This window comes from Metabacillus sp. KH_069 (genome assembly GCF_057838075.1).
Genome location: NZ_CM174460.1, coordinates 78,443 through 101,404, shown reverse-complemented (window position 1 = coordinate 101,404; position 22,962 = coordinate 78,443). Strand labels below are relative to the sequence as shown.

The window sequence follows — 22,962 nt, the reverse complement described above, 5'->3', positions numbered from 1 at the left end:
AGTTTTCAAAGATCATTTGCTTCAAGAGCAGCTTTATTATAATAACAAATTCGTTTTAATAAGTCAAGCACTCTTTTCAACTTTTTATTTTTCTGTTTGTCCGCTTTTTTGCGGCAACGTTTAATAATATATCACCGCTAACACTATTAAGCAAGCCTTTTTTACAAAAAAATAAAATAAAAAAACCCCCGTCTTTAAACGGAGGTTTTTAAGCTATATTAACGATGTCTCATATGCGGGAATAACAATACATCTCTAATAGAAGATGAGTTTGTCAGAAGCATAACAACACGGTCGATTCCGATACCAAGACCGCCTGTTGGAGGCATTCCGTATTCCAAAGCTTCAATGAAGTCTTCGTCCATCATATGCGCTTCGTCATTTCCTTGTTCTCTTTCTTGAAGCTGTGCTTCAAAACGCTCTTTTTGATCGATCGGATCATTTAGTTCTGTAAATGCGTTCGCATGTTCGCGAGCTACAATGAATAGCTCAAAACGATCAGTGAAACGAGGATCTTCATCATTCTTTTTCGCAAGAGGTGAGATTTCAACCGGGTGACCAAAGATAAATGTAGGTTCAATTAAATGCTCTTCTACTTTTTGCTCAAAGAATTCATTGATGATATGGCCAACTGTCATATTTTTGTTGATTTCAACATTATGCTCAGCTGCATGCGCACGAGCTTCTTCAACGGTCATTTCCTGCCAGAAGTCTACACCTGTACGCTCTTTAATTGCATCAACCATGTGCAATCTAGTCCACTCAGGCTGAAGATCAATCTCATATTCGCCATAAGTCACTTTTGTAGATCCTGTTACCTCTTTCGCAATATGAGCAATCAGGTTTTCAGTTAGTGACATGATGTCTCTATAGTCAGCATAAGCCTCATAAAGCTCAATCATAGTGAACTCCGGGTTATGGCGTGTTGAAATACCTTCGTTTCTGTACACACGGCCAATTTCATATACTTTTTCCATGCCGCCCACAATAAGTCTCTTCAAATGAAGCTCAATCGCGATGCGCATGTACAATTGCATATCAAGTGCGTTGTGGTGTGTTACAAACGGACGTGCTGATGCTCCACCTGCAATTGTATGCATAGTTGGAGTTTCAACCTCTAAGTATCCGTTTTGGTCCAAATAACGGCGCATAGACTGAATGATCTTGCTGCGTGCGATAAATGTGCTTTTGCTCTCATCGTTCATGATTAAATCCAAGTATCTTTGACGGTAGCGCTGCTCGATGTCTTTTAAGCCGTGAAATTTGTCTGGAAGAGGACGCAATGATTTTGTCAGCAATTCAAAGCTTGTGACTTTAATAGAAAGCTCGCCCACTTTTGTTTTGAACATAACACCAGTAACCCCGACAATATCCCCTAAGTCAGCGGTGTTGAAAAGTTCATATTGCTCATCGCCTACAGCATCTTTGCGAACATAGATCTGAATTTGCCCTTCGATGTCTTTAATGTGAGCGAATCCCGCTTTGCCCTTGCCGCGCTTTGTCATGATTCTTCCGGCAAGCGTAACAGAGATTTCTCTTTCTTCAAGATCTTCTTTTGAAATTTCACCGTACTCGCGCACCAATTGTGCTGTATAACCCGTACGCTCGAAGCGTTTGCCGAATGGATCCAAACCTTTTTCGCGCAATGTATGTAGTTTTTCCCGTCTCACTTTCAGCTGGTCATTCAGTTCTTCGTGGGTTAATTCTTCGTGACTCAAAAAAATCAGCTCCTATTCTATTAGTTATGAACGAAAGCAGAAAAACTGCCAGTCCAAACTGGCAGTATGCAATCGCTGCGTTGTAAGACAGTTTAGCCTGCCTGAATGCTGTTTTGTTGTTTTGCTTCTACTTCTAATGTGAACTCATCCAGCAAGTCCACAAGCTCATCTCTAGTATCCATTGTATTAACAGCATTCCTTACGATGGCGTTGCCGCGGATGCCTTTAAGATACCATGCAGCATGCTTTCTCATTTCTCTGACGGCCACACTTTCACCTTTTAAAGCGATTAAGCGGTCTAAATGAAGCTTGCATACGTCCATTTTTTCACGCAGAGACGGCTCGCCGATCAATTCACCTGTATCAAGATACTGAACTGTACGGTAGATCATCCAAGGGTTTCCAAGAGCCGCACGGCCGATCATGACGCCATCCACACCTGTTTCATCAAGCATTCTTTTTGCGTCTTGGGGAGTTTGAACATCGCCATTTCCGATAACAGGAATATTGACGGATTGTTTAACTTCTTTAATGATATCCCAATTTGCTGTTCCTTCATACATTTGAACTCTTGTACGGCCATGAAGCGCTACGGCTTTCCCGCCAGCTCTTTCAACTGCCTGAGCATTTCTGACAGCATAAATATGCTTGTCATCCCAGCCCATGCGCATTTTAACAGTAACTGGTTTTTCAACAGCATCGACAACAGCCGAAACCATGTCGTATATTTTGTCTGGATCAAGGAGCCATCTTGCGCCCGCATCACATTTTGTAATTTTAGGTACAGGGCAACCCATATTAATATCGATAATATCTGCAGTCGTATTCTTATCTACGAATTTAGCCGCTTCTACCAATGTGTCCTTTACTCCTCCGAAAATTTGAAGGCTTAATGGTTTTTCGCGCTCATCGATATAAAGCATGCCCATTGTTCTGGCATTGTTATAGAGAATTGCTTTATCGCTGACCATTTCAGCACAGACGAGACCCGCTCCAAATTCTTTTACTGTCAGACGGAATGCAGAATTGCAGACCCCCGCCATCGGCGCAAGAACAACGCGGTTTTTCATTTGAATATCGCCTATTTTAAACATTGTTTGACCTCCTTTCTTAATCTCTTGGTGATAACTCTTCTATGGTGACGTTCAGTGCGGCCGCTACTTCTTGAATCAACTGATCATTCGGCAGTCTGTTTCCCCGTTCAACTTCACCTAAAACAGACACAGAAATACCCAGATCTTTTGCAAATCCTTCTTGAGTATATCCTTTTAGCTTTCGAAAAGCGCGAATACGTCTTCCCCATTTTTCTGCTTCCATATTCGTACTCCTTTTTTATCTGTTAATTGATCTATAATCATCGAAAGCGGCTGCTCCCTGTTTGGAATCCTTATATCTGGCTGTATCTCATAAAGCGGCATTAATACAAACGCACGTTCTGACATCCTAGGGTGAGGAATAATCAGGTGCTCTGTTTCAATATTTTCATGATTAAACAATAAAATGTCAAGGTCTAAAGTTCGCGGCCCCCATTTTACTTCTCTTTTTCTCCCAAGCTCTTTTTCAATCTTCTGCATAACATCGAGCAGCTGAAACGCTGATAAATCCGTGCGGACGGAGAGCACCATGTTCAAAAATGCATCCTGATCTTCGTAGCCTACTGGATCTGTTTCATAAATAGAGGAAATGTTTTCTACCTCTATGTCCGAATGCTCATTCAGGCTTAGGATAGCATCTTTTACATAACGCTCTCTGTCTCCAATATTAGATCCAAGTGCAAGATAAGCTTTGTTCATGCGCGGCCTCTTCCAATTTCAACCGCAACGTGCTGATAATGTCCTGCGATTGGGGGGTCCGGCTTGTACAGTTTTACCGTGCAATGATTTACCTGCTGAAATTCCTTCAGCACTTTTTCAGCTATCTTTTCCGCTACAGATTCTACAAGCTTATAAGGCTTGCCTTCTGCGATGTCTTTACAGATGTTATAGAGAGAAGCATAGTTCACTGTATGCTGAAGATCATCCGTGCGTCCCGCTTCGCGCAAATCAATCTCAACTGTGAGGTCTGCGCGGAAGCGCTGGCCGAGTTTTGTTTCTTCTGAGAATACCCCGTGATACCCGTAGAATTCCATGCCGCTTACAAAAATTTTATCCATGAACAGCCGCCCCTTTTCCAAGCATCGCATCCATCATTTTAGCCATTCTTGCAATGCTCTGAACATCATGCACACGCACAATGCTGCATCCCTTTTCAATCCCGAGGCACACTGTAGCGCCCGTTCCTTCCATTCTATCGGAAGGTGGCAGATCAAGAATGCGGCCAATGAAGGTTTTTCTTGATGTTCCCAGAAGAACCGGATAGCCAAGCTGCGAAAATGTTTCAAGGTTTCTCATGACAACAAGATTATCCTCCATTGTCTTTGCAAAACCTATACCCGGATCTAAGATAATCTTATCATCCTGAACACCAGCCCGCTTAACAATTTCTACACTTTCATTAAGATCGGCAATCATATCAGAAATCAGGCTGCCGTAATTTCGCTCTTGCCGATTGTGCATTAAAACAATTGGGACATTGTACTTGGCCGCTACAGCAGCCATATTTGGATCTGCTTTTGCTCCCCACACATCGTTGATGATAGTTGCTCCTGCCAGGATGGCCTGTTCAGCGACATCTGCTTTATACGTATCGATAGATATTGGCACATTGATGGCCTTAGAAAGTTTTTCAATGATCGGAACCACTCTTTTAATCTCTTCAGCAGCATCAACATACTCCGCCCCTGGACGTGTGGATTCACCGCCAACATCAATGATATCCGCCCCATCAGCAATCATCTCTTCTGCATGCGCTAGTGCAGCATCTATATGATTAAATTTTCCTCCATCAGAGAAAGAGTCCGGAGTAAGATTTAAGATCCCCATGATAAAGGTTTTCTCGCTCATGTTTAATCTATAAGGGCCGCATGATAATTCTTTCTTATTGTCCAGTAATGTCGTGTCCATCATTTCATCAATCCTTTACAGCTCATATCTGCTTTTCAGCAGCATTGTATTTTGCTTATACTTCTTCTGTAGCATTTGCGTTATTTCACCTTTTTTTCCTAAAAAAGATTGGGAACCAATTTCTTTTAAAGGAATGATCTCCTGAACAGAATTGACCGCAAATACCTCATCAGCCTTCAGCAGATCTTCTGCCAAATAGAAACCTTCTGCCACCTGAACACCGCTTTTTTCTAAACAGCGAATAACAAACTGGCGGGTAATCCCATTTAAAATCCCAGTATCAATTGCAGGGGTATAGACGATTTGGTCTTTTGCCCAAAAAAGATTTGATACAATCCCTTCTGCCACAAAACCTTCTTTCGTTAAAAAAATACCTTCAATTGATGGTTCGTTGCCGATTTCATGCTTGGCCAAAACATTATTTAGATAATGATGCGACTTCAGGCGCTGCTCTCCCTCAGGGGTGTTGCGGGGAAGTGATAAGATGAGGCCGCTCTTTTCATAGTCCTCAGGCATTTCAGGCAGCTTCCTCATAAAGAGCATCACAGTCGGCTCCATATATTCCATTGCACCAAAGGCAAGCCCGCCTGCGCCAGCTGAAACATTTAAACGAACTGAAACGTCCTCGTTCTCCAGCTGATTCAGGACAAGCAGTTTCTGAATTACTTCCTCAATTTGCAGACCGGATAGATCTAAGTGGATATGAAGCTCTTCCAGGGCACCCCGGAGACGGCGCAAATGATCGTCCAGCAAAAATGGGTGCCCCTTATACAGTCTGAATGTTTCAAATGCCCCTAATCCATACAGATAACCATGATCAAAAGGAGAGATTTTCGCATCCTCAGCTTTTACATAACCTGAATTAAGGTAAATATACATATCGTTAAACCAGTTTTTTGGACGGCTGGTAAGTTTTGATGAAATTGCCGAGTAAATGTTTCCCGAAAGAAGTCATAATCGATTCAGGATGAAATTGCACACCTTCCATCGGAAGAGTTTTATGACGAATCGCCATAATTTCATCTTCATCTGTCCAGGCTGTAATCTCAAAGCACTCAGGCAATGTTTCTTTTTTCACAATTAAGGAATGATAGCGCGTTGCGGTAAATGGATTTTCGATATCCTGAAAAACCGTTTTTCCATCGTGATGCATCTCTGATGTTTTTCCGTGCATTAGCCGTTCCGCACGGACGACATCACCGCCAAATACCTGTGCAATGGATTGATGCCCAAGGCAAACCCCAAAGATAGGAATTTTCCCTGCAAAGCGTTCGATGGCCGCAAGACTGATTCCCGCTTCGTTAGGGCTGCATGGCCCTGGCGAAATCATCAGGAAATCGGGAGCAAGCTCTTCAATTTCATCCAAAGTGATTTCATCGTTCCTGCGGACAAGCAGTTCTTCGCCAAGCTCACCTAAATACTGCACTAAATTAAACGTAAATGAATCATAATTATCAATCATTAAAATCATCTTTCTCTCACCTCTGCTGTCATATTCTCTTCTTCACTCAGCTCTTTTGCTCTCAGTAAGGCCTGCGCCTTTTTCAATGACTCTTTGTATTCATGCTTAGGATTTGAATCAATGACGATCCCCGCTCCTGACTGGATGTAGGCATGTCCATCCTTTGCAAGCAGTGTGCGGATGACAATGTTCAGCTCCATATCACCATTATATCCAATCCAGCCGATTGATCCCGTATATATGCCTCTGCGTGATGGTTCCAGCTCTTCAATGATTTCCATCGTTCTAATTTTCGGCGCCCCTGTTATCGTGCCTCCAGGAAAAACTCCTTTAAAAACGTCGATATAGTCTTTGCCCTCAGCTAATGTTCCCTGGACATTTGAAACAATATGCATGACGTGCGAATACTTTTCAATGACCATGAACTCATTTACTTCAACCGTTCCGTATTTGCACACCCGGCCTAAATCATTTCTCTCGAGATCGACGAGCATAACGTGCTCTGCCCGTTCCTTCTCATTTTCAATCAGTTCATTTGCAAGCTTGGTATCTTCTTCTTCATTTTCCCCTCTGGATCTGGTTCCTGCAATGGGGCGCGTGCTTGCCTTTTCTCCATCAATTTTCACTAAAAGCTCTGGAGATCCGCTGACAATCTGGAAATCCTTTAATTCCAGATAGGCCATATAAGGAGAAGGGTTTAATTCTCTTAGGGTTTCATATACTTTAAGCGGATGAACTCCGAGCGGCTGCGTTTGCCTTACGGATAAATTCACTTGAAAAACATCGCCGCTCTCAATATATTCTTTGATTTTCTCTACTGCTTCCATAAATGATTCTTTAGTAAAAGCACCCTTTAAAGCATCCGCTCCGGGCTCAGCGGCCGGTTTATGAATAAACGGCTCAGTGCGCTCCTCAGTCCACTTCTGTTCCATTTCAGCAAGCCGTTTCTTAGCCTCTTCGACTTCATTATCCGCAGGGTAATGGGTAATGAACCAAATTTCACGCTTTTGGTGATCATATACAGCAAGGTCATCAAACAGCAAGAAAAACAGATCAGGTGTTTCAAGATCATCTTCTGAATGCCGATCCAGCTTTTCGAAATATCTTACACAATCATAGCTGAAAAAGCCAATGGCTCCTCCCTGAAAATCCGGAAGCTCTTCATCTTTTACAGATTGATAAGCAGAAAACCAATCTCTGAATACATCGAGCAGATTCCCTTTCCGTTCTTCTGCAGAATCTTTCACTTGTATGTTTAAAACAGAATCTTTCCCCCGAACTATCGCTGCAGGCTTAAGTCCTGCAATGCTGTACCGTCCGCCTCTGCCGCTTTCTAAAAAAGCATGATACTCCTCATGTTTTGAAAGATGCTGATATTGTTTAAAGAAATCAAGATTGTATGCCGTTTTTTTTGCGAGCGGCTTTCTCTCAAGATGCATCTGGACCCTCTCCTTTAAAACTCATACTTTCATTTTACCTAAAACACAAGAAGATTACATGATGAAAATATTGAAAGGAGAGGAAACTGAGCGGCAATATAGAAAAAAACAGCCCGGGGGCTGTTTTTATTTTTAATCAAATTGATAAAGCGGAGTGCTTAAGTATCTTTCGCCGTTGCTTGGAATAATGGCCAGCACTTTTTTGCCTTTGCCTAATTCTTTCGCAACCTGCAATGCCGCTTTAATGGCTGCACCTGAAGAAATTCCACCAAGCAAGCCTTCTTCTTTAGCAGCTTGGCGGGCCACCTCAAATGCTTCTTCATTTTTAACGGTAATGACTCCGTCGTAAATGTCTGTTTTCAAGATATCAGGGACAAATCCTGCACCGATGCCCTGAATTTTATGAGGGCCTGGTTTACCGCCAGACAATACTGGGGAGTCTGAAGGCTCAACTGCATAGATCTTAATGCCCGGATAAGCTTCTTTCAGCACTTCACCTGCACCAGTGATTGTACCTCCAGTTCCGATACCTGCAATAAATGCATCAAGCTGATCGCCCATTTGGCTCACAATTTCAGGACCTGTTGTTCTGCGGTGAACGTCTGGATTTGCTTCATTTTTAAATTGCTGAGGCATGAAGTAGCCATGTTCTTTAGAAAGCTCTTCAGCTTTTCGAATGGCTCCGCCCATTCCTTCAGGACCTGGTGTGAGCACAAGCTCAGCTCCGTACGCTCTTAAAAGATTACGGCGCTCCATACTCATTGTCTCAGGCATTACCAAGATTGCCTTAATGCCTTTGGCAGCAGCAACCATTGCCAAGCCAATTCCCGTATTGCCGCTTGTCGGCTCAATAATCGTATCCCCTGCTTTAAGCAGACCCTTTTCTTCAGCTGCCTCAATCATCGCCAGTGCAATCCGGTCTTTTACACTGCTGCCCGGATTCATGAACTCAAGCTTCAAATAAACATCAGCACTATTCTCTTCTACGATTCGATTTAACTTCACTATCGGTGTTTCCCCAATCAGTTCGTGTATTGAATTTGCTACACGCGTCAATCTGACCACCTCTATTTCCGAGTATTTTTATTGGCTTTAAAAAGAATGTACCAAAACCCAGTCTGAATTGTCAATCTTTTCTTACTTCTCGAATAGGACCAACTGCTTATTCTTTAGAGGCATTGTCTCCATAAAACCACGTAACTCCCGCCTCTTCCCACAACGGTTTAACGGATACCGCAGATTCCATTTGTTCTAGTGCAATCTGCCTTCTCATTTGGTTTTTCACATCTTCGTATGAATACTGGACTCCATCAAGCTTTTCTTTTAATAAGAGGACAGAATAGCCAAGATCACTTTTAATCGGCTTACTCCACTCATCAACCTTCAGCTTCTCAGCCTCTACAACATATTGCGAGGGAAGATAATCATTATTCTCTGACACAAACCCAAGATCTCCGCCCTCATTTGCAGTGAATTCATCTATTGATTTTTCAGAGGCCAGCGCTTCAAAGCTTGAGCCGCCTTTTAGTTCTTCTATCACTTTTAAAGCATCTTTCTCTGTCTTCGTTACAATATGGAATAAGTGATACGAATCCTCAATGGAATACAGGTCTTTGTTGGAGTCATAATAGGCTTTTAATTCCTTATCAGATATTTCAACATCCTTTGTTAACAATTCTTCCAGCAGAATGCTGTACCTGATTTGCTCGCGCAGTTCTTTAGTATCTGAAAGATGTTCATTGTCAAGCGAGTTGTACATGGATTTGTATATCGTAAGCTCGCGGTCAAGTTCTTCATCCGGGATCTTGATGCTGTGCTTTTCAGCAAGCTCCTCAACTACTGTAAAATTAATCATCTCTTCAAGGGTTTCTTTTCCGAAACGCTCTTCAAGCTCAGCCATCCAGTCTTCCCTGGTAATCTCTTTTGTTCCGACCACAGCAATTGACTCAGATTCCTGGTTTTCACCAGAAACAACAGCTGCCATACTGTCATCTTTAGATAAGAAATACGCCAAGGTAAAACAATTAATGATGACAAGACCGAAAATGATTGGCCATACTGTTTTTCCGCTCATTTCTCCATCTCCTGTTTCATTGTTCAGTTTGAGGCGCTTTCTTTCAGCTCTGTTAATTCTTCTTTATTAAAATGGTATCTTTCATTGCAAAAATGACATTCTGCTTCTGCTTTGCCATCTTCTTCAATCATGCTTTGAATTTCTTCTGCACCAAGGCTGATAATCGCATTGGCAATTCTATCGCGGGAGCAAGGACAATGGAACGCAACAGAATGTTTATCAAGAAGCTTCACATTTTCTTTTCCCAATACTTCAAAAAGAATTTCTTCAGGAGTTAATCCTTTTTGAATTAATTTCGAGATTGGCTCAACACTGCCAAGACGCTTTTCAATCTCTGTAATCGTTGATTCATCTGTACCCGGCATTAATTGAATGATGAATCCTCCCGCTGCAAGGATGGTATTATCCGGATTCACTAGTACGCCAACACCCACAGAAGAAGGAACCTGCTCTGAGGATACAAGGTAATAAGTAAAGTCCTCGCCTAATTCACCAGATACGATCGGGACAGAACCAGTAAAATGTTCTTTCATTCCAAGATCCTTCACAATCGAAAGCATTCCCGAAGTACCTACCGCTTTTGCGACATCAAGCTTGCCTTTTTCGTTAAGATCAAAATGAGTTTGAGGGTTTGTGACGTATCCTCGCACTTCGCCTTTTGCATTGCTGTCTACAACAATGACACCGATAGGCCCGCCTCCCTCAACTTTAATCGTCATTTTGTTCTCGCCTTTAAGCATAGACCCAAGCATAACCCCAGCTGTCATAGACCGGCCTAAAGCTGCTGAAGCAGTCGGCCACGTCTGGTGTCTTCTTTGTGCTTCTCCTACAGTGTCTGTTGTTTTAGCTGCATATGCACGCACTTGTCCGTCAAACGCAAGTGCCTTTACTAGATAATCCAATGTAATCTCACCTTCCAAATTATATGCTGTTTCTTTCATAAATAAGCTGCAGGCCTTTTAACGTCAGAAAAGGATCGACAATTTCAATCACACTTGATTCAGACGCTATCAATGATGCCAGTCCTCCTGTAGCAATAACCTTAGGCTCTGCTTTTGCCTGTTGTTTCATTCTATTAACAATACCTTCAACTTGTCCCACATAACCAAACAAAATACCGGCCTGCATCGCACTTACTGTATTTTTTCCGATAATATCATCCGGTCTTGCAATTTCAATTCTCGGCAGTTTGGCAGCACGTGAATATAACGCTTCTGTTGAAATATTAATCCCAGGGGCAATAGCTCCCCCCATATATTGTTTTTCCTCATTGATATAGCAATAGGTTGTGGCTGTACCAAAGTCAACAATAATCAATGGTCCTCCGTATAAGTGAATGCCCGCAACTGCATTTACAATACGGTCAGCCCCGACCTCGCGCGGATTCTCATATTTTATGTTCAGACCCGTTTTAATTCCCGGTCCCACAACTAAAGGCTTTTGCTTAAAGTACTTTGAGCACATTCTCTCAAGTGAGAACATAATTGGTGGAACGACGGACGAAATAATAATGCCTTTTATGTCTGAAAGATGTATGCCTTCATGCTCAAATAATGATTTGATCAGCATGCCAAATTCATCTTCCGTTTTGTTTCTTGTCGTTTCGATACGCCAGTGATGTTTTAATTCATCACTTTCAAAAACGCCTAAAACCGTATTTGTATTCCCTACATCCAATACTAAAAACATATGTATCACCACTTTGTCTAGTTTCTTTTACCAATCCAGGGTTCATTCTTTTCAATCATATCATATGAGTTAAGGATTCGAATCGGTTAAAAATAAGAACTGAATCCATTTTCATTCCCCGAAATAAACAACATCTCCATTTTATTCTTTTTAGAAGATGAAATGCAAAAAGAAAGAACCGCAAGCTCATAATGAACATGCGGTTCTCTCTCAGATCACTTAATCTTCTTTGCGATCTTCATGTATTTCAGATGTTTGTTCTTCATCCTTTTTCGGGAGGATGTTTACTTTCACATCTTCTTGTTTTTTATCAGGAGATGCAGCTGGACGTTCCGGCAATGTGCCATGATCCACAAGATGTTTAATTTGTTCTGCATCAAGTGTTTCAATTTCAAGCAGCGTTTGAGCAATCAGCTCTAATTTATCACGATTCTCAGTAAGAATCTTCTTAGCACGCTCATAGCTTTCTTTAATGAAGCGCTGCACTTCCATATCAATTTCATGTGCAATAGCATCACTATAGTTCTGCTCACTGTTAAAGTCGCGTCCTAAGAACACTTGTCCTTGAGATTGGCCAAATTGCAATGGGCCAAGCTTATCACTCATACCAAACTCCGTTACCATGCGGCGGGCAATACCTGTCGCACGCTGGAAGTCATTGGATGCTCCTGTGCTGACTTCGCCGAATACGATGTCCTCAGCTACACGGCCTCCAAGCAGTCCGGTAATTTTATCAAGAAGCTCAGGCTTCGTCATAAAGTAACGATCCTCTTTCGGAAGCATAACTGCGTACCCGCCGGCTTGACCGCGCGGAACGATTGTTACTTTGTGCACCATATCAGCCTCATCAAGAATCACTCCGATAATTGTATGCCCTGCTTCATGGTAGGCAACAATTTTGCGTTCTTTTTGAGAAATAACACGGCTCTTCTTCGCAGGACCAGCAATTACACGGTCTGTTGCTTCATCGATATCTGTCATATCGACCTTCTTCTTGTCGCGGCGTGCAGCAACGAGGGCAGCCTCATTCAGCAAGTTTTCAAGATCAGCTCCTGAAAAGCCCGGTGTACGAGCAGCGATTGATTTTAAGTTAACAGAATCATCTAAAGGCTTGTTGCGGGCATGTACTTCGAGCACTGCCTCACGGCCTTTTAGATCAGGACGGTCAACCGTAATCTGACGGTCAAAACGGCCTGGACGCAATAATGCAGGATCAAGGATGTCAGGGCGGTTTGTCGCAGCAATCATAATGATTCCTTCATTTCCGCCGAAACCGTCCATTTCAACAAGCAATTGGTTAAGTGTCTGCTCACGCTCATCATGGCCTCCGCCAAGACCAGCGCCGCGCTGACGGCCGACTGCATCAATTTCATCAATAAAGATAATACATGGTGCATTCTTCTTCGCATTCTCAAACAAGTCACGAACACGGGAAGCCCCTACACCGACAAACATTTCAACAAAATCAGATCCGCTTATAGAGAAGAATGGCACACCAGCTTCTCCGGCAGCAGCACGAGCAAGAAGCGTTTTACCCGTTCCAGGAGGTCCTACAAGAAGAACACCTTTAGGAATACGTGCGCCAAGCTCTGCGAATTTACGCGGATCCTTCAGGAATTCCACGACTTCAACAAGCTCCTGCTTCTCTTCATCTGCACCTGCAACATCTTTAAATCTGACCTTTTTCTTTTCTTCGCTGTAAAGCTTGGCTTTGCTTTTTCCAAAGTTCATGACACGGCTGCCGCCGCCCTGAGCCTGGTTGAGCAAGAAGAAGAAAAGAATGAAGATAATGACAAAAGGAATGATGGATGTAAAGAATGTTACCCATCCGCTGGTTTCTTCTGCAGGAACGAACTTAACGGTCGTTTTCCCCTGAGCAGCAGCATCCACACGGTCTAATGCTTTGTCGCTTAATACATGAGTGACAAATAACTCATCTTCTTTATAATCATTTAACTTACCTTTGACTTCATAAACCCCGCGCAGCGGCTGAATCGTTATTTCTTCAACATCCCCAGCCTCAAGTTCGGAAATGAATTTGCTGTAAGTTAACGGTTCAGTTTTTGTATTGTTTCCTTGGAAAAAACTGACGACTCCAATTACCACTAAAAAGATTAATAAGTAAAATATGGTATTACGGAAGATCCGATTCATTCCTTACCTCCTCCCACAGTAAACACAACTATTTTAAATAGTATCATAGAAAATCATGGCAATACAACTAATTAGCCATTTGTGTACTTGACAAAATCCAGTGTCAGTTATTTTGATAAATTTCAGGCTTCAGTACGCCGATGTACGGAAGATTGCGGTAGCGTTCAATGTAATCCAAACCATAGCCGACTACAAATGCATCCGGCACTTCAAAGCCTACATAATCCGCCTGGATATCAGCTTTGCGTCCAGTCGGTTTATCAAGCAGCGTGACAATGCTGATTGTTTTTGCTTTGCGGTAACGGAAAAGCTCAACTAAGTAGCTTAAAGTCAGTCCGCTGTCGATGATATCTTCGATGATCAGAATGTCTCTGCCTTCAACTGAAGTATCCAAATCCTTAAGGATTTTAACTTCTCCGGAAGAGACTGTAGATGTACCATAACTCGAAACATCCATGAAGTCCATTTCCAAGTATGTATCAATGTTCTTCAGCAAGTCAGCCATAAAAGGCATAGCACCTTTTAAAACACCGATTGCAAGCGGAAAACGGTCTTTGTATTCTTCCGTCAGCACTTTGCCCAATTCTTTTACTTTGACACTGATCTCTTCTTCTGTGATTAATACTTTTTCGATATCCTGCTTCATTACAAGTTGCCCCCTACAAAATCATTGCTCTTTATATTCCAGTACAACACAATCGCCCTCGGTTAACCCGTATTCTTCAAATGAAGATTTCTTAAGACCGGGAAGCCAGAGGATATTACCGCTGCCATCTTCTAAAACAGGCCAGCTGTTTCTCTTATTGATCGGTACTTTAGCATCAATAAATATATCTTTTACTTTTTTCGTACCGTTCATGCCTTTCAGTTTGATTTTATCACCCTGCCTTCTTGTGCGGATAAGCAAGGGCTTGTTCAAAGAAGAATATGGCATGACGAACACATGGTTCCCTGACAGATCATCAGGACTCCTGTCCGAAATTTCACAAGTTATGATATACCCATTCGGGAGGGCTGTGCGTGAAGGTATCTGCACCTGCATCTCATATGACTGGTCTGTGTTTTGTTCAAAAGTAAACAAACACGTTTGATAGGATTTGATTACTTTTAGACCGTCTGGGTAATCAAGTGAACCGGAAGGATGTTTTTGCGAGAGTAAAGACTGAAGACTCTCTATATGTATAGAAGAAAGGGAAGATGGAATATCTTCGTAAAGATAGTTTAATATTAGTTGAATACCTCTTCTTTGTAAAGGCATAGGCAGGGTTTTAAACATTTCAATATTCAGTTCGATTTCGTTCTTTTCTTTCCTTTTCAATACTGTATTCAATTTTTCTTTCGTTAATTCCTGTAAGAACTGCTCATCTTCTCTAAATGTTCTGCTGAAAAACTGAAATCTCTCATGAACCTTAGGGTTTTCTTCCTTAAGAAACGGCAAAACATGTTTGCGGAAGCGATTTCTTGTATAGTCCTGCTTCTCGTTGCTTGGATCAAAACGCGGAGAGAGCCCGTGTTCATGACAGTACGCAAGAATTTGATCTTTTGTATAGGATAAGAACGGACGAATGATTTTCCCGCTGTTGAAATCACGGATTTCAGGAATTCCGGCAATTGAAGCACCAAGGCTTCCTCTTGTCATTCTCATTAAAATGGTTTCAACCTGATCATCGCCATGATGCCCTAAAGCCAAAAACGCTCCATCATGTTTCTCCATTACCTTGCTGTAGAAAGAGTAGCGGCACTCTCTTGCTGCATTCTGGGCACTCATTTCCGGGTGCTTGCGGGCGAAATCAGGAACGTTGAGCTGGACAGCTTCACATGGAATTCCATTTGAACGGCAATAGTGCTTAACAAATTCCATTTCTTCTTCTGATTCTGAACCTCTAAACATATGATCCACATGAGCAGCAATGATTGAAAGACGTAAAGATTGCTGAAACCTCATAAATAGATGAAGAAGGGCGAGCGAATCAGGACCGCCTGAAACCCCGATTACAACAGTGGCATCTTTTATATCGTTTACATTAAGAAAAGTCCGGAAACGTTCTAGCATGGCATTCCTCTTTTATAGCTGAATTTAATAAGTTCTTCCTAAAACCCACCCTGTCTGAGAACGGTACATTCTAACATTCATACTATCACGCATACTTTGGCGTCTGCAAAAAAGAAGTCCCCCGTTCACACATTTATCAAATTTACATGAGATAGTGATATACATAGAACGAATAGATAATACATAAGGCGGCAATAATCAGCATCGTTTCTGCCCATCCGCTTACTCTGCTCTTCTTTTTAACCTGCACGCGCGTAGTTTTCTGTTGCTGATTCTGAGCGGGCTGTTTGACTGAAGCAGGAGGCTTTCTGCTCGGTTTTGGATAAAGAGACTGAAGAAAATCCTGTTTCATTTCAGAAGCATATTTGTATTTTCCCAAGATGGCGTTTTTTAAAACGGCAGAATGCTGGCGCAGATATGGATTTGACTGAATAACAGCATCCAGCTGACCATATCCGTCTCCCTGCTTTTTAAACCGTTTAGGGTATACAGAATTAATGACGATCATAGCAGCTGCAAACAGATCATACTCAGGATCCGCCTTACGGGTCCCAAGTCCCCAGTACCCTCTGTCAAAAAAATCGGTGAACTCCTTTATCGATCTTCCCTGAATTGTGGTTCCTCCAACATCTATAAACCTTAGCCGAACAGGCCTGTCAGCAACAATCAGATTCTCCGGCTTCAAGTCTCCGAAAACCCAGCCTGCCTGATGAAGCTCCTGCAGATTTGAGAGAAGCTGAATCGTTAAAACACCAATCCACTCATGTCCGTTGTTCCCGATAAAATCAAGATATTGCTTTCCTTTAATATACTCCATAACATAAAAAGGAACTTGTGTTCGAGTCCGGGGATTCATCCAATCATCTACATCAATTAAAGCAGGTCCAAGGGAATTCCCCTGGACCTTTGAAAAGTGTTTAAGGACATTCACTTCAGAAGTAATGGACATACTGTTCTCACTGACTTTGAGAGCTGAAAGTCCATTTTTCCCCTCTGCTAAATAGACAATCCCTGTAGCACCCTGACCAAGAGCTTTCACGATCCGGTATTGCTGATGATGCCACTTTCCCTTGATAATGGTGCCTGGTGCCGCTTTACATGTTTGATTCATTGAAGTATTGTTCATCATCTGAGAGCAAACTCCTTAAAGAACGCTTTTTCTTAAATGAGTGAATGCCGTCACGAATAGCCGGTCCGGTCGGTGTAATGCCGCCTGTTGTAAGTTTTGGAAAAATAGAGGAAAGAGATTCAAGTTTCGGCGTCCATTCTAAAATGGTCTCAACCTCTTCCTTTTTCCCAGGAAATACTGACACGGAAAATTGATTTTCCCCTATTCTCGAATTTAGGCTGATGGATAGATCCAAAAGTGATTCTTTTACAGTTGGCAGCTTTGGCTTCATGCTTCCGCTCATATCTACTAAAATTAAAATCTCCATGCCGATCGTTTCGCCAAGCTCGTCGACTACTTCCATCACCTCTCCCCGTTTTTCAGGAGAAAGCTCCTCCATCGTCACTTTCTTCCCGAGGATTTGCTGAAGTTCAGAATTGACCACCCCTTGCAGAGTTTGAGTCATCGCTTGCCTTGTCACCATTTGCACCGTTTGAGAAAGCTGATGGGCATAGACAATCTGGCTTACGCCTCCGCCCGACATAGCAATTCCTTCAATCTCATCGATTGCTTCCTGATCAATTACATTTTCCTCTACAATACCGATCACGTTCACTGAAATTCCTTGTTCTTTCGCAAGAGCTGCCATCGCTATTGGATCTTCGCCATGATTTGAGCAGCCGTCTGTTATAAGCAGAATTTGTTTTAATTTGCCTTTATTCATTTTAGTTTAGCCCCTCCTAATATCCTCAACCTCTTATCACCAAGGAAATAATGTACTACCATCCTCGCCAGGAAATAAGAGTTTTATACTTTAGAAGGGGCTTGTTTAAAGGGTGCTTCTTCTACATCACATTCTGTTTTTTATAGTGCTTGGACGTCGGGATAGAAGCCCATTTAGGAGTATTATGATCGATTTTGGCTACAACCACTGTCATATCATCCTCAATCTTTCCTGCTCTTGTCCGGATAACCTCCTCCATAATTAAATCTGCAACCTCCTGCGGGTCCATCGTCTCTAACTCTTTAATCTTTCTCTTCATCCATAAATCATGGTTCTCCACATGCTTCGGCCCTTCAAAGATGCCGTCACTCATCATAATCAGAAGGTCTCCAGCCTTCAGCTGCTCCCCAACCACATCGACATCAAATTCATCGATGATTCCCATCGGCAGATTGCTCGCTTGAATTTTCATAATTTGATCGCCGCGTTTAATGAAGCTTGGAGTCGATCCAATCTTCAAAAACTTGCAGGTTGCATCCTGCAGATCCACAATAGCGAGATCAAGCGTTGAAAAGATTTCATCTGTGGTTCTTAAAGACAAAATGGAATTTATTGTCTTGATCGCCACTTTTTCCTCAATTCCGGACTGCAGAATCTTTTGAAGCAGCTTGATCGTCTCATTACTCTCGAAGTGGGCCCTCACTCCATTCCCCATTCCATCGCTAATCGCAATTGCATACTTTCCAAAGCCAAGTTCAATCGTTGAATAACTGTCTCCTGAAACAAGTCCTCCTCCTTTTGCGGCATGAGCTACACCGGAATCTACTCTATATGTTCTCGAAGAACCAAAGGACACGTGACAGTATCCGTTCGGATAGCTCGAGCATTCTTCATGTTTGACGATCACTGACTCTTCCAGAATATCAGAGAGCATTGGTGCGATAATCTTCTCGCACTCACCGTGTCCATTGCAAAATGGAATGCTCATCTCGATATCAACGTTCCCCTGTTCCAGGCTGTAAATATCCACATGGCCGATTTCAATCCCAAAGCTTTGGAGCGCTTCAAGAATTTGTTCCTCCTGAACAAAATGGTTTTCCCTCTCCCGTTTTATTTCCTTTGCAAAATCCTCCATGACCTGCGAAACGCCCATCAGCTGTTCCGCTACAAGCCTTCTGCTCTCCTGCACCTGCTCTTTTAACTTTTCATTCGCGTCATAATAGTTGATTTCCTGATCTATAGCCTCCTCTACTTTCTTTGGTTTTGAACAATATCTCTCAAATTCCTTTTTTAATTTCCGATTGCTATGATACGTATTCTGCTTGCTTTCATGCATAATTGTCTTCATAAAATCATAGGTTGTATCAAAGTTCTGCACCCAGCACCTTTCTTTTTTGAAACAGGTCTGGCAGGTTTTTTCTGTTATCGTGCTTAAAAACAAGTCGGTCCCCCTTTGATCTTCTGACTCTTCACTTTTTTCATAGAATGTGACAAAGCTCTCTGAAAGGGCATGGAATACTTGAGAGAACTGATCTACCCGATGTGCTGTTACATCCCTGATTTTTCTTACGTATTGCTGCTGTTCCTGTGTATGTTCGTTTGTTCCTGGAATATGCTTGGCTAATTTATTTGTAATTGCCTTTGGTGTTAATAGAAATAACCCAATGGCAATGAGTGATTCTGATAAGTTTTTCATCAGGTCGTTTGACCCTTCACCGTAAAGTGAAATCAGCAGAGAGCCGATTAACAGACCTATGGCTGCCCCAAACTTCTGCCCCTCTTTTAAGAGCCCTCCAAGCAGGCCCGAGAAGGCAAGGAGGCTCATTTGATAGAGATTCCCGACATTGGCAAGACTCAGGATTAATCCGGTTACAACACCAACTGTACACCCAATGCTGGATCCTCCGATAAAGGCAAACAGAAGGACAATATATCTCGATAAAATATGTTCTGCCTGCAGCTCCTGGTAGGTGACTCCGACAAAACCGGTCAGCACGGAAGCGAGCAGAATCATAATGCAGATGATTTCTTCTATTTTAAGAGACTGCTTGTACTTTCTGGCAGATATAAGAGGCAGACTCTGCATAAAGATAAGTGTCAGGATAAACGCAAGTCCTGACTCAACCCCTGCCATCATATAATCGTACAGTGTGAGCGAGCCCTGCAGATAGAAGTAACCGATTCTGGTCATCATCATCGAGAGGAAAACAACAAACGGCAATGCTTTCATTTTATCTTTATAGAATAGAGAGATGACTTTTTTCATGATCAGAAAGATAAGAATAGAGGCTGTGACAAATAGGGAGGTCTGCCACGATATAGTGACAGCTCCTGAGATCAGAGCAAGCGAGGAGAATAGCGCTTTATCTTTTTTCATTAAAAGGACAGCGCCAAAGAACGGAAGTGCAAATGGAAGGACTTCGGTTAAAATAAGCGCCCTTCCCAGCAGAAAGCCGATCAGCACATAAAGAAGACCTTTATGCAAAAAGAGCAGCTGCATTCTTGTTCCCAAACGATGAACAGAACGATTAAACCATTGATGTGTCCTCTCAAGATTCACTTCCGTCATGGGCTCGATAACCCTTCTTTCTACCTTTTCCATATTTTCATTCCCCCACTTTTTAATGTTGTGGTTATTATATCGAAGGCAAAAAAAAGATTTTGTCAAAAGAAGGAAGCTCATCCCAAGAAACGTTCGACTGTTTTTTTGAATAGCGACAAAATGCCCGAAAAAGCTTTTTATTATTATAAAAGCAGAACAAAAAAACCCTGATTTTCCATTAAGGAAAATCAGGGTTTCTAAAGTGATGACCCGTACGGGATTCGAACCCGTGTTACCGCCGTGAAAGGGCGGTGTCTTAACCGCTTGACCAACGGGCCAGAAAAAATGGTAGCGGCGGAGGGAGTCGAACCCACGACCTCACGGGTATGAACCGTACGCTCTAGCCAGCTGAGCTACACCGCCATTTTAACTGCCAAATGTTATAAGGCACAAGATATATAATACAAAGGATTTCGACTTTCGTCAACAAAAAATATAAAGTTGAAATATTCAGTAAACATTGTCGGAATAAATAAGGTATTTTTTGAAAATCAATCACTTATTTTGATCCGATATAGAAATGAGGCTTTGCCTGTGAGGACTCCCATTTCCCTCTATTTCCCGCAGAAGTCAAGTTTATCCGCTACAATCCACTTAAGGTTTTACCATCTAGTCTAAAAGCCACAATATTTATGATAAGAGCCATAAAAAAAGAAAGCACATTCCCATGTACTTTCTCTGCCGTTTCAGCATTTATATCAGATAGCAGCAAGTTAACCTCTTCTTGCTCCGCGACCGCCGCGCTTTGATTCTGTATTGCGTTTAAGTGATGATAAGCGATCCTCACTGTCTTTTAAGAACCTGCTCATCTTTTGCTCGAAATTCTCCTTAGGGCGGAATTCATTTGTGTTCGTTCTGCCTCTTGGACGATCTGAGCGGTTTGGACGGTCTGAGCGATTCGGGCGTTCTGAACGTTCTGGGCGCTCAGGACGATCAGGACGATCAATTGCCTTTTTAATTGACAAGCCAATTTTTCCGTCTTTCTCTACATTGATGACTTTAACGGTTACCTCGTCACCGACTTTTAAGTGATCGTTAATATCTTTCACATAATTATCAGCAACTTCACTGATGTGGACGAGTCCTGTAGTGCCACCCGAAAGCTCTACGAACGCTCCGAAATTTGTAATGCCCGTTACCTTACCTTGTAACTTGCTGCCAACTTCTATCGACATAAAAAAAATGCTCCTCCTTAATAAACATAAAAACTCATTTATTTAATTATACATAATCCAAAAATCAAGTGTCAACAACACTACTCTTTATCTTTATTTGGCAACGTGAAGATAATCTCGTTGTCTTCCGATAAAAAATAGTCCCGACGAGCAATTTTAGCAATATACTCATCATCATTCAACTTTACGATTTCTTCCTCTAATACCTTTTCATCTTTTTGAAGCTCCGTTAATTGAGTTTTAAGTTCTTTCTTTTGATGAACCTTCTCATTAATGGCACTTGATTGAGATATGAGAGTCGTTAATACGATAACAGAAGTTACCGCCGCAATCAATCCAAATAATGTAAGCCGCCTGATCAATCCTCGTTTGCGCCTTTTTAATATCTGATCTTTCCGCTCCTGCTGCTGCATATACTGTGATTGAAGCTGCGTAATTTTCCGATCTTTAGCGAGACTCATTTATTAGCCTCCTTTATTTCTTCTTTTTCCACGAAATCCATAAGTTACCACTCTTATTCTTGATTTTCTCATAAAATCCTGCTGTTTTCTTGAAAAACCTGTAAAAAAAGTTTCTGATAGACAAAGGAATCAATCTCCACAATCCTTTTAAAATCCAAAAAACGGGAGATAACAGCACCTTTGCAATAAGAAAAATCACTCTTGCCATCCATTTTAACAAGTTCCATAAAAAAATGACAAGTCCGCTTATAATCGCTGTCAATAAATTAAAAATGCCAATAATGGGCTTCACCAAAAAGAAGTTCCCCATCTTCAGCACCGTCTTATAAATACCGACTGCACACTTAATGATAAATTCGAGAAGCGCCAAGTAAATGCCCTTGATCAAGCTCTGATAAGCTGCATATCCGCACAGCAGGGCAAGCAGAATGTAGACGCGGAATTCTCCTTCATTCACGTTCAGGAGAACATAAAATAAAAGGAGGCCCTGAACGAGCCAAAATAAGATGTCATTTATGAAAACGACCCATTTGGCTCTTCTCGGCCGCATTAGAAAGCGGCCGTAAGTATCAAGAGAAGCGCCAATAAAACAGCCTGAACAAACCATGGAAAGCATCGTCAGGAATTGAGTGGAGAGCGTCATTTAAACAACTTGCTAAAGAGTCCTTTAGCTTTCTCCGTCTGATGCTCATCGAGATAGACGAGATCAAAAATTCTCCCTTTTATCGAGACGACCCCTTTATCAACGTCCAAATTTTTCATTTGGAGATTCTCACCGCGGATGGCAAGAGCCCCCATCACCGTTTCAAGCAGAAACTCTTCATTATCAAAGCTTTCCACATGTGTTACGCCAGTAATATCAAGCAGTTTACGGCCTCTCATAATAACATCATGCTCTTGGATTGTTCCCTTAGGCTGTGATTGATTATCATAATATTGATTCATTGCCAACCCCCGCATTCTTCTAAGAAATATTCTTACCTATTTCTATGAGCCGAGAATGCGAAATAGAACAAGCCCTCGTATGATATCAAATTCTATTCTTCGCTGATCTTTTCTTCTTTTACAAGAGAATACATGCCTGCAGCATCCTCTTTTTTGGATGAATCCTGCAGGTTTTCAATTTTTACCGTAATGCGCTTTTGCCCGAATCGAATCGCAAGCTCATCACCCAATTTAACAATAGAACTTGCTTTTGCAACTGTACCGTTTACCGTAATTCTTCCTTGATCAGACACTTCTTTTGCAAGTGTACGTCTTTTGATCAGTCTTGAAACCTTTAAAAATTTATCTAGTCTCAT

General features: G+C 42.0%; 24 protein-coding genes and 2 tRNA genes. All 26 read right to left on the bottom strand.

Going from position 1 to position 22,962, the window contains the following annotated elements; genetic code table 11:
* Positions 1–218 precede the first annotated feature (218 nt).
* The 26 genes from lysS to AC3ISE_RS00390 all read right to left on the bottom strand — a co-directional run bounded on the left by lysS (position 219) and on the right by AC3ISE_RS00390 (position 22,962).
* Positions 219–1,718 carry a lysine--tRNA ligase gene (gene lysS / locus AC3ISE_RS00515; protein ID WP_070877679.1) on the bottom strand — a complete coding sequence of 500 codons (1,500 nt, stop codon included), beginning with the start codon at positions 1,716–1,718 and terminating at the stop codon, positions 219–221.
* A gap of 92 nt (positions 1,719–1,810) precedes the next feature.
* Positions 1,811–2,812 carry a tRNA dihydrouridine synthase DusB gene (dusB, locus tag AC3ISE_RS00510; RefSeq protein WP_489222688.1) on the bottom strand — a complete coding sequence of 334 codons (1,002 nt, stop codon included), beginning with the start codon at positions 2,810–2,812 and terminating at the stop codon, positions 1,811–1,813.
* A 16-nt stretch (positions 2,813–2,828) separates the two neighbouring features.
* Positions 2,829–3,035, bottom strand: coding sequence for a helix-turn-helix domain-containing protein (locus AC3ISE_RS00505; protein ID WP_070877677.1), 207 nt, complete (start codon positions 3,033–3,035; stop codon positions 2,829–2,831).
* Positions 2,987–3,511 carry a 2-amino-4-hydroxy-6-hydroxymethyldihydropteridine diphosphokinase gene (gene folK, locus AC3ISE_RS00500; protein WP_489222687.1) on the bottom strand — a complete coding sequence of 175 codons (525 nt, stop codon included), beginning with the start codon at positions 3,509–3,511 and terminating at the stop codon, positions 2,987–2,989. Before folK ends, AC3ISE_RS00505 begins: the two co-directional genes overlap by 49 nt.
* The gene (folB, locus tag AC3ISE_RS00495) at positions 3,508–3,870 is read right to left on the bottom strand and encodes a dihydroneopterin aldolase (RefSeq protein WP_489222686.1); all 363 of its coding nucleotides are present in this window, start codon (positions 3,868–3,870) and stop codon (positions 3,508–3,510) included. Before folB ends, folK begins: the two co-directional genes overlap by 4 nt.
* A complete protein-coding gene (folP, locus tag AC3ISE_RS00490) occupies positions 3,863–4,720 on the bottom strand; it encodes a dihydropteroate synthase (protein ID WP_489224229.1) in 858 nt (285 codons plus the stop codon). Before folP ends, folB begins: the two co-directional genes overlap by 8 nt.
* 15 nt (positions 4,721–4,735) lie before the next feature.
* Positions 4,736–5,599, bottom strand: a complete 864-nt coding sequence (gene pabC, locus AC3ISE_RS00485) for an aminodeoxychorismate lyase (protein ID WP_489222685.1) — start codon at positions 5,597–5,599, stop codon at positions 4,736–4,738.
* 4 nt (positions 5,600–5,603) lie between these two features.
* Positions 5,604–6,191, bottom strand: a complete 588-nt coding sequence (gene pabA, locus AC3ISE_RS00480; protein WP_489222684.1) for an aminodeoxychorismate/anthranilate synthase component II — start codon at positions 6,189–6,191, stop codon at positions 5,604–5,606.
* Positions 6,188–7,621, bottom strand: coding sequence for an anthranilate synthase component I (gene trpE, locus AC3ISE_RS00475; protein ID WP_489222683.1), 1,434 nt, complete (start codon positions 7,619–7,621; stop codon positions 6,188–6,190). Before trpE ends, pabA begins: the two co-directional genes overlap by 4 nt.
* A 132-nt stretch (positions 7,622–7,753) precedes the next feature.
* A complete protein-coding gene (gene cysK / locus AC3ISE_RS00470) occupies positions 7,754–8,677 on the bottom strand; it encodes a cysteine synthase A (protein ID WP_489222682.1) in 924 nt (307 codons plus the stop codon).
* Positions 8,678–8,783: 106 nt separating this feature from the next.
* Positions 8,784–9,695 (bottom strand): peptidyl-prolyl cis-trans isomerase, encoded by a 912-nt coding sequence (locus AC3ISE_RS00465; RefSeq protein WP_489222681.1) that lies wholly within the window; start codon positions 9,693–9,695, stop codon positions 8,784–8,786.
* 23 nt (positions 9,696–9,718) lie between these two features.
* Positions 9,719–10,597, bottom strand: a complete 879-nt coding sequence (hslO, locus tag AC3ISE_RS00460; protein WP_206197421.1) for an Hsp33 family molecular chaperone HslO — start codon at positions 10,595–10,597, stop codon at positions 9,719–9,721.
* Positions 10,598–10,616: 19 nt separating this feature from the next.
* Positions 10,617–11,384: a type III pantothenate kinase gene (locus AC3ISE_RS00455; RefSeq protein ID WP_070877667.1), complete on the bottom strand. Its 768-nt coding sequence runs from the start codon at positions 11,382–11,384 to the stop codon at positions 10,617–10,619.
* A gap of 219 nt (positions 11,385–11,603) precedes the next feature.
* Positions 11,604–13,538 (bottom strand): ATP-dependent zinc metalloprotease FtsH, encoded by a 1,935-nt coding sequence (gene ftsH, locus AC3ISE_RS00450; RefSeq protein ID WP_489222680.1) that lies wholly within the window; start codon positions 13,536–13,538, stop codon positions 11,604–11,606.
* A gap of 103 nt (positions 13,539–13,641) precedes the next feature.
* The gene (gene hpt, locus AC3ISE_RS00445; RefSeq protein WP_489222679.1) at positions 13,642–14,184 is read right to left on the bottom strand and encodes a hypoxanthine phosphoribosyltransferase; all 543 of its coding nucleotides are present in this window, start codon (positions 14,182–14,184) and stop codon (positions 13,642–13,644) included.
* Positions 14,185–14,205: 21 nt separating this feature from the next.
* On the bottom strand, positions 14,206–15,591 hold the full coding sequence (gene tilS, locus AC3ISE_RS00440) for a tRNA lysidine(34) synthetase TilS (RefSeq protein ID WP_489222678.1): 1,386 nt from the start codon (positions 15,589–15,591) through the stop codon (positions 14,206–14,208).
* 142 nt (positions 15,592–15,733) lie between these two features.
* Positions 15,734–16,720 carry a protein kinase domain-containing protein gene (locus tag AC3ISE_RS00435; RefSeq protein WP_489222677.1) on the bottom strand — a complete coding sequence of 329 codons (987 nt, stop codon included), beginning with the start codon at positions 16,718–16,720 and terminating at the stop codon, positions 15,734–15,736.
* Positions 16,686–17,423, bottom strand: a complete 738-nt coding sequence (locus AC3ISE_RS00430) for a vWA domain-containing protein (protein WP_133313834.1) — start codon at positions 17,421–17,423, stop codon at positions 16,686–16,688. Before AC3ISE_RS00430 ends, AC3ISE_RS00435 begins: the two co-directional genes overlap by 35 nt.
* A 121-nt stretch (positions 17,424–17,544) precedes the next feature.
* Positions 17,545–20,025, bottom strand: a complete 2,481-nt coding sequence (gene spoIIE, locus AC3ISE_RS00425; protein ID WP_489222676.1) for a stage II sporulation protein E — start codon at positions 20,023–20,025, stop codon at positions 17,545–17,547.
* Positions 20,026–20,231: 206 nt separating this feature from the next.
* Positions 20,232–20,303 (bottom strand) — tRNA-Glu (locus AC3ISE_RS00420).
* An 8-nt stretch (positions 20,304–20,311) separates the two neighbouring features.
* Positions 20,312–20,388: transfer RNA gene (locus tag AC3ISE_RS00415), tRNA-Met, on the bottom strand.
* A gap of 350 nt (positions 20,389–20,738) precedes the next feature.
* Positions 20,739–21,200, bottom strand: coding sequence for a S1 domain-containing RNA-binding protein (locus tag AC3ISE_RS00410; RefSeq protein WP_489222675.1), 462 nt, complete (start codon positions 21,198–21,200; stop codon positions 20,739–20,741).
* Between the two features lie 80 nt (positions 21,201–21,280).
* Positions 21,281–21,661, bottom strand: a complete 381-nt coding sequence (locus tag AC3ISE_RS00405; RefSeq protein WP_133313836.1) for an FtsB family cell division protein — start codon at positions 21,659–21,661, stop codon at positions 21,281–21,283.
* A gap of 13 nt (positions 21,662–21,674) precedes the next feature.
* Positions 21,675–22,304 carry a spore cortex biosynthesis protein YabQ gene (gene yabQ / locus AC3ISE_RS00400; protein ID WP_489222674.1) on the bottom strand — a complete coding sequence of 210 codons (630 nt, stop codon included), beginning with the start codon at positions 22,302–22,304 and terminating at the stop codon, positions 21,675–21,677.
* Positions 22,301–22,606: a sporulation protein YabP gene (gene yabP / locus AC3ISE_RS00395; RefSeq protein ID WP_489222673.1), complete on the bottom strand. Its 306-nt coding sequence runs from the start codon at positions 22,604–22,606 to the stop codon at positions 22,301–22,303. The genes yabQ and yabP overlap by 4 nt, the downstream gene beginning before the upstream one ends.
* 92 nt (positions 22,607–22,698) lie before the next feature.
* Entirely contained in the window at positions 22,699–22,962 is a 264-nt protein-coding gene (locus AC3ISE_RS00390) for an RNA-binding S4 domain-containing protein (RefSeq protein ID WP_070877657.1), read from the bottom strand.